Consider the following 8,878-nt stretch of genomic DNA (forward strand, 5'->3'; position numbering starts at 1 on the left):
ACGCTGCCCGCGCTGAAGGGCGCCGGCGCCGACCTCGGCTGCGGCCTCGGCATCCTGGCGCGCGCGGTGCTGGCCTCACCCGCCGTCACCGCGCTGACGTTGGTCGACGTCGACCGCCGCGCCGTCGAGATGGCACGCCGCAACGTCGGCGACCCGCGTAGCAGTATCCGCTGGGCCGACATCCGCGCCGCCGACCTGGGCCTGACGCGCCTCGACTTCGTGGTGACGAACCCGCCTTTCCACGATGGCGGCACCGAGGACCAGAAGCTCGGCCAGGTCTTCATCCGCCGCGCCGCGGAGGCGCTTCGCCCCGGCGGCAGCCTGTGGCTGACGGCCAACGCGCACCTGCCCTACGAGCGCGTGCTCGCCGAGGCCTTCAAGGCGGTGACGGTGAAGGCGTCGGCCCACGGCTACAAGGTGTTCGAGGCGCGCAAGTGAGTCGGATTCGTCTGAGTCGGGGGCTTCGATGAGCAAGGTCCCGACCGCCCGGCTCGACAAGCTGCTGGCCAACCTCGGCTACGGCTCGCGCCGCGAGATCGCGGGCTTGGCGCGGGCCGGCCGCATCGTCCTCGACGGCGCGTCCCTCGACGACGCGGGCGCCCGCATCGCCGTGACCCCGGATCTGCCCGCACGCCTGACCGTCGACGGCGAAGGCATCGACCCGCCGCCCGGCCTCGCGCTGATGCTGCACAAGCCGCTGGGCGTGACCTGTTCGCACAAGGAGGCCGGCCCGCTGGTCTACGGGCTGCTGCCCGAGCGCTGGCGCCGCCGCGACCCGGCGCTGTCCACCGTCGGCCGCCTCGACAAGGAAACCTCCGGCCTGCTGCTCCTGACCGACGACGGCGCGCTGCTGCACCGGATCATCGCGCCCAAGGCCAATGTCGCCAAGCGCTACCGCGTCACGCTGGATCGCCCGCTCCGGGGCGACGAAGGCGCGATCCTCGCCGCCGGCACCCTGACGCTGGAGGACGACGACAAGCCGCTCCTCCCCGTGGGATTCTCCGCCGACGACGCGACCCACGCCACCGTGACCCTGCACGAGGGCCGCTACCATCAGGTCCGCCGCATGTTCGCGGCGATGAGCAACCACGTCACGGCCCTCCACCGCGACCGCGTCGGCGGGCTCGACCTGCCGGCCGACCTGCCGGCGGGGGCGTATCGGGTGATGGATTCGCTCGCGATCGCAGTGGTCTTCGCGGCGGCGGAGTAAGCCCGGCGGTCGGTCCCCCGCGCCCGCCTGCGGATGCGTGGTCCATCTTGTCGCAGGCGCCGACGATGCGACGGCGTCGATCGACGATGAAAACGCTTCGAAAGGTATCTAGACCTAAGGTGGTCGCCGAGAGGCCGAGGTACGCGTCGATGCAATCCTACGATATCGGCGAGGGCTTACAGCCGGACATCGTCGAGCGTGAAATCGCGGCGGGAAGCCGCCGCCTCGCCTTCGCGCGGCCGATCGAGACGTTGTTCGAGCGGAACGGCCGGGAGGCCCGCGCCCGCGTCATGACGATCACGACCCTCGTCGGGGTGCTGGTCTACGACCTGTTCCTCGTGCTGGACCAGATCCTCCTGCCCGACGTCTTCGCGATGATGGTCGTCGCCCGGATCGGGATCTTCACGCCGTTCGCGCTCGGAATGCTGTGGATCGCACGCCGGCACCCGACCCGGTTTCGGATGGAAGGCAGCTCGGTGGTCTGCGGCCTGCTCTCCCTGCTGTTGCCGACGCTTGTCCTGGCGCAGAGCGACAGCGTCTTCAAGCTCAATTATCAGTACACGAACGTTCTCATCATGATGTTCGTAGCGGTGGTCCAGCAGAACCGCTTTCGATACGCGCTCATCGCGCTCGTATCGAGTATCGCCATCCATTTCAGTGTGATATTTTGGTGGAGGATGTTCGACGTCGCCAACTCCATGGCGATCGTCATGTTCTACTCGACCTGCTTAATCCACCTCTCGATCGCGGCCTACATCATCGAATACCACGAGCGCAGGAGTTTCCTCTTCGGGCTCCATGCCACCCTGCTTCGCGAGCAGATCACGCGCGCTGCGCGGACGGACGCGCTGACCGGCCTCTTCAACCGGCGGTACCTGGCCGAATACTTCGACGCCGTGGCCCCATCGCCGCCGGCACGCACCGTCCTGGCGATCCTGCTCGACATCGACCACTTCAAGGCCTTCAACGACAGCCGCGGCCATGTCGAGGGCGACGACTGCCTGCGCCGGGTGAGCGCCGGCGTCGCTGCGGTCGCCGCCCGGCGCGGCGGGGTGACCTTCCGATTCGGCGGCGAGGAGATCCTGATCCTGGTGCAGGGCATGGAGCTGGCCGACGGCATGCGGCTGGCGGAGGCGGTGAGGGCGGCCATCGAGGCGACCGCGATCCCGCACCCGGCGCTCGGGGCCGGCCGCGTGGTCACCGCCAGCCTGGGCGTAGCCGGCGGCCTCGTGCCGGGCATCGCGCTGAGCGACCTCGTCGCCGCCGCGGACACCGCACTCTATGCCGCCAAGCGGGCCGGCCGCAACCGCGCGCTTCCCGGCCCCGTCCCCGTGGCGGCGGAGCAGGACGGTCCTCCCTCGCACCGGTCGGAGCCCGGCGACACCGTTGCCCCGGCGGCGATCCTCTGCTAAGGCCCCGCCCATTCCACACGCGGAGCCGGCCCCATGCCTGAATGGGGCGTTTCCGGTGATCGGCCGATCCGTCGGCCGGTCGCTACCTCCGCGGCGGCATCAACCGGAAAGAAAGCGAACACTCATGGCCGTCGATTTCACCATGCGCCAGCTCCTCGAGGCCGGCGCCCACTTCGGGCACCAGTCGCACCGCTGGAACCCGAAGATGCAGCCCTACATCTTCGGTACCCGCAACAACATCCACATCATCGACCTCGCCCAGACGGTGCCGGCCCTGCACACCGCGCTGCAGGCGGTGAGCGACACGGTCGCCAAGGGCGGCCGCGTGCTGTTCGTCGGCACCAAGCGCCAGGCGGCCGACACGATCGCCGAGGCCGCCAAGCGTTCGGCCCAGTACTACGTCAACTCCCGCTGGCTCGGCGGCATGCTGACCAACTGGAAGACCATCTCCGGTTCGATCTCGCGCCTGCGCAAGGTCGACGAGACCCTGGACACCGGCGGCCCGGGCCTCACCAAGAAGGAGCGCCTGATGCTGTCCCGTGAGAAGGACAAGCTCGAGAAGGCGCTCGGCGGCATCAAGGACATGGGCGGCGTGCCCGACCTGCTGTTCGTGATCGACACCAACAAGGAGCAGCTCGCGATCAAGGAGGCCCAGCGCCTCGGGATCCCGGTTGCCGCCATCGTCGACACCAACTGCAACCCGGACGGCATCACCTACGTGGTCCCGGCCAACGACGACGCCGGCCGCGCCATCGCGCTCTACTGCGACCTGATCGCCCGCGCCGCCATCGACGGCATCTCCCGCGGCCAGGGCACGTCGGGCGTCGACCTCGGCGCCTCCGAGGAGCCGATGGCCGAGGAGCTTCCCGGCGAGGAGGTTGCCGCCGTCTCGGTGGAGTCGGGCGCCCTCGACCCGGCCGACGTGGCGATGCTCGCCGAGACCACCGAGCACTTCGAGCTGCTCGCTGCCCCTCGCGGCGCGCCGGACGACCTGTCCAAGCTCCACGGCGCCGGCCCGCAGATCGTGCAGAAGCTCAACGAAGGCGGCATCTACCATTACTGGCAGATCGCGGCGATGAGCCCCGAGGACGTCGCCAAGGTCGACGCCGACCTGAAGCTCAACGACCGCTTCAGCCGTGACGGCTGGGTCGCCCAGGCTCGCGGCTTCGTCGAGGCCCAGGCCGCCGCCTGATCGCCCGCTGGATCGCGGCGGCCCCGTCCGGGGCGCCGTGATCCGCACCATCACATTCGGGCCCGGCGTTCACCCCTGAACGTCGGGCTCCTCTCATCTGAACGATACGAAAGGACCGGCCATGGCCAACATCACCGCCGCGATGGTGAAGGAACTCCGCGAGAAGACCGGCGCGGGCATGATGGACTGCAAGGGCGCGCTCAACGAGACGCAGGGCGACCTCGAGGCCGCCGTCGACTGGCTGCGCACCAAGGGTCTCGCCAAGGCCGCCAAGAAGGCCGGCCGCGTCGCCGCGGAAGGTCTCGTCGCCGTCGAGTCCGCCGGCCACCACGCCGCGATCGTCGAGGTCAACTCCGAGACCGACTTCGTCGCCCGCAACGACGCCTTCCAGGCCTTCGCCCGCGAGGCCGCCAAGATGGCGCTCGACTCCGACGGCACCCTCGACAGCTTGCAGGCCGCCCACTTCCCCGGCGGCAGCGAGACCGTCTCGGAGAAGCTGCAGAACCTCATCGCCACCATCGGCGAGAACATGAACCTGCGCCGCGTCGCCAAGCTCGACGTGAGCAAGGGCGTGATCGCGAGCTACGTCCACGGCCAGATCTCCGAGGGCCTCGGCAAGATCGGCGTGCTGGTCGCGCTCGAGTCCGAGGGTGACGTCGAGTACCTCTCGACGCTGGGCCGCCAGATCGCCATGCACGTCGCCGCCACCAACCCGGTTGCGCTCGACGCCTCCGGCGTCGACGCCGCCACGCTGGAGCGCGAGTCGAACATCCTGCGCGAGAAGAACGCCGGCAAGCCCGACCACGTGATGGCCAAGATCGTCGAGAGCGGCCTCAAGAGCTACTACAAGGAGGTCACCCTCCTGGAGCAGCCCTTCGTGCACGACGGCTCGAAGACGATCAGCCAGGTGATCAAGGAGGCCGCCGGCAAGGCCGGCGCCCCGGTCGCGCTCACCGGCTTCGTGCGCTACGCGCTCGGCGACGGCATCGAGAAGGAAGAGGGCCCCGACTTCGCGAGCGAAGTCGCCGCCATGTCGCGCTGAGCCGCAGCACGATTGTTTTGGGAAGCCCCGGCCGCAAGGCCGGGGCTTTTTGCGTCGTACCGTCGAACGGCGTGGCTGCCGGCGTTCGCCTCAGGCGATGGCGGCGGCGACCATGTCCGGATGCCGGGCGATGACGCGGACGTAGGGGACCGCGAAATCGGGTGCCGTGGTCCGCGCCTGCTCCCAATCGCGCAAGGTTCCGAGCGACACCCGAAAGCGCAGAGCGAATTCGCCTTGCGACAATCCGAGGCTCGTGCGCGCCATGCGGATCAGCCGAGCCTTCTGCGCCCGATCCAAAGTCGTGGCCGAGACGTCGAAATCCTCCGGGTCGCTGGTCTCAGAGGCCAGAATGGTAGGCTCGTCCTTCACCGGCGTTGCTCCTTCTGACCGAGATGAACTGCGGTCGCCCGTTCCGCCACGTGAACACGGCCGTGTGTAGTTTGCCCTCGACCGACCCCACAGCCTTGAAGTGTTCCTCCCCGTCCTGCGGGCGGACAGAGGGAATGATCAGGTGGGCTTCGTCCGGCATGATCCTGTCGCCGAATGCGAGCGACAGGCCGTGCCGCTCGCGGTTGATCGCGTCCTTGCCGGGATCGAACGGCTCGTCCATCCGATGATGAGTGCGGAATTTCCGTACTTCTGGCAAGTTCATCCTCGTGGTCGGCCGCCGATTTTTCGGAAGCGGTTCGCTGACCGGGTCTCCGAGCCCTCGACGGTCCGGGGCGGGGTGACGTAGAAGCCCCTCGGTTCTGGATCAGGTGCGGCCGCGTCGCCGGACCCTATGAGGTGGACGATGCCGGAGACGACGCCGTTTCGCCGCGTGCTGGTCAAACTCTCCGGCGAGGCGCTGGCCGCCCCGGACGGGTACTGGCTCCATCCGCCGACGCTGGCGGGGCTCGCCGAGGACATCGCCCGAGCCATCGAAGCCGGGATCGAGGTCGCGCTGGTGGTGGGCGGTGGAAACATGATCCGCGGCGCGCGGATTTCGCAGGCGGGCTTCATCGATCGAGCCACCGGCGATTCGCTCGGCATGATGGCGACGGTGATGAATTCGCTGGCGCTTGAGACAGCGCTGAACGCGGCCGGCGTGCCCGCCCGCACGATGTCGGCGGTGTCGATGCCGACGATCTGCGAGACCTACGCGCGCCAGCCGGCTTTGCACCACCTCGACAAGGGCCAGGTGGTGGTGCTCGCCGGCGGCACCGGCAACCCGTTCTTCACCACCGACACGGCCGCCGTGCTCCGTGCCGCGGAACTGCGCTGCGACGCGGTTCTGAAGGCGACGCAGGTGGACGGCGTCTACTCGGCCGACCCCAAGACCCACCCCGACGCGACCCGCTACGACCGCATCACCCACGACGAGGCGATCAGTCGTGACCTCAAGATCATGGATACGGCGGCCTTCGCCCTCGCCCGCGAGAGCCGGCTGTCGATCGTCGTCGGCTCGGTGCACCCGCCGTCCTCGATCACCGCGATCCTGACGGGGCAGGCGCCCTCCACCCTGGTCGTGCCTTGAGACGGCACCCGCGGGTCGGCTCGGGCACGCCCGCGAAAAACAACCAGCGGGCGAAGTTCGTCGTGACGGTTTGGTGAGGATTGAAGGGTTTTAATTCCGGCGCGTCGCGCGGGATAAGCTTTGCGCGGAAACGACGGACCCGTCGAATGCCGCTTTCGCAAATCGTGTTCTTCAGTCGAAATCAGATCAGACTGGCCGGTGGCTCCATGCGCGAGATGGTCAAGGACATCCTGACCGCCTGCAACCGCTACGATCGCGTGTCCGGGCTGACCGGGGCCCTGGTCTTCAACGATCACTTCTTCCTTCAGGCGATGGAGGGGGAACGGGCGGCGATCTCGGAACAGCTTTGGAAGCTCGCCGCAGACAACCGCCACAGCGGCATGGTGCTCATGTCGAGCCGTCCCATCGAGCAGCGCGACTTCGAGGGTTGGATGGTGGGCTTCGCCGGCCATTCCGACGCCCTCGACGCGATCTACATGGATTACGGCGCGACCCCGAAGCTCGACCCGAGCGACATGCCGGTCCAGAGCGCCATCAAACTCCTGCGTGCCTTCGCGCATCTCGACGGCGGCCATTTCGTCCAGAAGTCCGGGGCTGGGCCGATCGTGCCGAAAGACCCGGCCCGTCGGGGCGCTTGAGAACCCGCGCGCGCTGCCGAGCCGAGAGGCTCCGATCGCAGTCCCGATCCGGACGGACGCCATTTGCGGCGAGTCGGATTTTGGTCCATGGAAACGCCCGAACGGCCCCAAGGCCCATCTCACTCCTGATCTTCGCGTCGGAATACCGCCCGCATGGCTACACCAACCCCCTTCGACCTGTCCGACATCAAGCGCCGCATGCAGGGCGCCGTCGCATCGCTCTCCAAGGACCTCGGATCGCTGCGCACCGGCCGCGCGACCCCCAGCATCCTCGACCCGATCCAGGTCGACGCCTACGGCGCCTCGATGCCGATGGCGCAGGTCGCCACCGTCAGCGTGCCCGAGCCGCGCCTGCTCTCGATCTCGGTCTGGGACCGCGGCATGGTCACGGCGGTGGAGAAGGCGATCCGCGAATCCGACCTCGGCCTCAATCCGCAGACGGAAGGCCAGACCATTCGCCTGCGCATCCCCGAGATGAACGAGCAACGCCGCAAGGAAATGGTCAAGGTCGCGCACAAGTATACCGAGGAGGCCCGCGTCGCGGTCCGCCACGTGCGCCGCGACGGGCTCGACCACCTCAAGAAGCTGCTTAAGGACAGCGCCATCTCCGAGGACGACGAGAAGCGCCAGGCCACCGAAGTGCAGAAGGTCACCGACCAGTACATCGGCGAGGTCGACGGGGTGCTGGCGTCCAAGGAAAAGGAAATCATGCAGGTGTGAGGCGGCTTGCGGCTCCCTCTCCCAAGTGGAGAACGAACCCGTGACTGCTTCCGAGATGTGTGGCGCCGGGATCGATCGCGTCCAAAACGACGATGTGACGGAGTTGGGCGGCGTGGACGAGAAGCATTTTGCGCATCTTGCCCTCGCGCGGTTTCGAGGGCCGGAGATCCGCTGATGGCCGTCCCCGACGCCACCGCTGGCGCCCTGAAGAACCCTTTCGCGAACCGTGAGTTCGGCCTTCGCGTCGTCTCGGGGCTGGTGCTGGCGGCGATCGTCGTGGCCGCCCTGGTGCTCGGCGGCTGGGCGTTCGCCGCGATCTGGCTCGTGGCCGGCATCGTCGGGGCCGCCGAGTGGATCGGCATGAGCCGCACGGTGCCGCGCCGCGCGCTCCTCGCCGTCGTCGCCGGCACGCTGATCCTGGCAGCCGCCTGCTTCGAGGGCGACGCGCCGCGCTACGCAGTGCCGGCCATCCTGGTGCTCGGCGCCGTGCTCTGCCTCGTCCTGGCGCAGGGGAATGCTGGACGCCTGCGGGCGCTCGGTGCGCTGTCCGGCGGCGCCGTGATCGCCCTGGTGCCGGTGGCCCTGCGCGATGCGCCGACGATCGGCATCCTCGGGCCGGCCTGGATGTTCGCCGTGGTCTGGTCGACCGACGTCGTCGCCTACTTCACCGGCCGGACGCTCGGCGGCCCGAAGCTGATGCCGCGGGTGTCGCCGAAGAAGACTTGGTCCGGCGCGCTCGGCGGCCTCGCCGGGGCGGTCGCCGCCGGGATCGGCGTCGTCATGCTCGCCCGGGCCCAGGGCTGGAGCCCGCTCGCCGCGACCTCGCTGGTCTGGGTCGGGCTCGCCAGCGCCGTCGCCTCCGTCCTGAGCCAGGGCGGCGACCTCGTCGAATCGGGCCTGAAGCGCCGTTACGGCGTGAAGGATTCCGGCGCGTCGATCCCCGGCCATGGCGGGGTGATGGACCGGCTCGACGGGTTCTTCGCCGTCGCGCTGCTGGCCGGCCTGTACCTGATCCTGCGCCGCCTCGCGGCCTGACGGAGTTTTACGCCGTGACCCACACCGTCACCATCCTGGGCGCCACGGGCTCGATCGGCCGCTCGACCACCGACTTGGTGGCCCAGCACCCGGACCGCTTCCGGGTCGGCGCC

The 8,878-nt window shown here is 68.9% G+C and carries 12 protein-coding genes; 10 read left to right on the top strand and 2 right to left on the bottom strand.

The annotated features are described in order from the left end of the window. From FV222_RS11145 to tsf, 5 genes are all read left to right on the top strand, one after another. Nucleotides 1-438: methyltransferase (locus tag FV222_RS11145; protein WP_147814291.1), on the top strand; the 438-nt coding region annotated here is incomplete at its 5' end. Between the two features lie 28 nt (nt 439-466). Continuing rightward, nucleotides 467-1,210 (top strand): pseudouridine synthase, encoded by a 744-nt coding sequence (locus FV222_RS11150; protein ID WP_147814293.1) that lies wholly within the window; start codon nt 467-469, stop codon nt 1,208-1,210. Between the two features lie 149 nt (nt 1,211-1,359). Continuing rightward, entirely contained in the window at nt 1,360-2,622 is a 1,263-nt protein-coding gene (locus FV222_RS11155) for a diguanylate cyclase (RefSeq protein WP_187277306.1), read from the top strand. Between the two features lie 124 nt (nt 2,623-2,746). Then, entirely contained in the window at nt 2,747-3,814 is a 1,068-nt protein-coding gene (locus tag FV222_RS11160; RefSeq protein WP_147762653.1) for a 30S ribosomal protein S2, read from the top strand. Between the two features lie 121 nt (nt 3,815-3,935). Beyond that, on the top strand, nt 3,936-4,856 hold the full coding sequence (tsf, locus tag FV222_RS11165; protein ID WP_147762654.1) for a translation elongation factor Ts: 921 nt from the start codon (nt 3,936-3,938) through the stop codon (nt 4,854-4,856). Between the two features lie 90 nt (nt 4,857-4,946). Here the strand turns inward: tsf and FV222_RS11170 are convergent, their stop codons facing one another. After that, nucleotides 4,947-5,225 (bottom strand): helix-turn-helix domain-containing protein, encoded by a 279-nt coding sequence (locus FV222_RS11170; RefSeq protein WP_147814295.1) that lies wholly within the window; start codon nt 5,223-5,225, stop codon nt 4,947-4,949. Then, entirely contained in the window at nt 5,194-5,466 is a 273-nt protein-coding gene (locus FV222_RS11175) for a BrnT family toxin (RefSeq protein WP_147762673.1), read from the bottom strand. Before FV222_RS11175 ends, FV222_RS11170 begins: the two co-directional genes overlap by 32 nt. 183 nt (nt 5,467-5,649) lie before the next feature. On the opposite strand from FV222_RS11175, the gene pyrH reads away from it, so the two are divergent. From pyrH to FV222_RS11200, 5 genes are all read left to right on the top strand, one after another. Continuing rightward, entirely contained in the window at nt 5,650-6,372 is a 723-nt protein-coding gene (gene pyrH, locus FV222_RS11180) for a UMP kinase (protein ID WP_147750500.1), read from the top strand. Nucleotides 6,373-6,452: 80 nt separating this feature from the next. Beyond that, nucleotides 6,453-7,010 (top strand): BLUF domain-containing protein, encoded by a 558-nt coding sequence (locus tag FV222_RS11185; protein WP_147762656.1) that lies wholly within the window; start codon nt 6,453-6,455, stop codon nt 7,008-7,010. Between the two features lie 153 nt (nt 7,011-7,163). Then, complete coding sequence (gene frr, locus FV222_RS11190; RefSeq protein WP_147750502.1) at nt 7,164-7,730, top strand: ribosome recycling factor; 567 nt, start codon at nt 7,164-7,166, stop codon at nt 7,728-7,730. Nucleotides 7,731-7,904: 174 nt separating this feature from the next. Next, the gene (locus FV222_RS11195; RefSeq protein ID WP_147762657.1) at nt 7,905-8,765 is read left to right on the top strand and encodes a phosphatidate cytidylyltransferase; all 861 of its coding nucleotides are present in this window, start codon (nt 7,905-7,907) and stop codon (nt 8,763-8,765) included. 14 nt (nt 8,766-8,779) lie between these two features. Then, a partial coding sequence (locus tag FV222_RS11200; RefSeq protein ID WP_147814297.1) for a hypothetical protein occupies nt 8,780-8,878 on the top strand: 99 nt, incomplete at its 3' end.

It is taken from the genome of Methylobacterium sp. WL103 (genome assembly GCF_008039885.1).
Taxonomy (GTDB): domain Bacteria; phylum Pseudomonadota; class Alphaproteobacteria; order Rhizobiales; family Beijerinckiaceae; genus Methylobacterium; species Methylobacterium cerastii.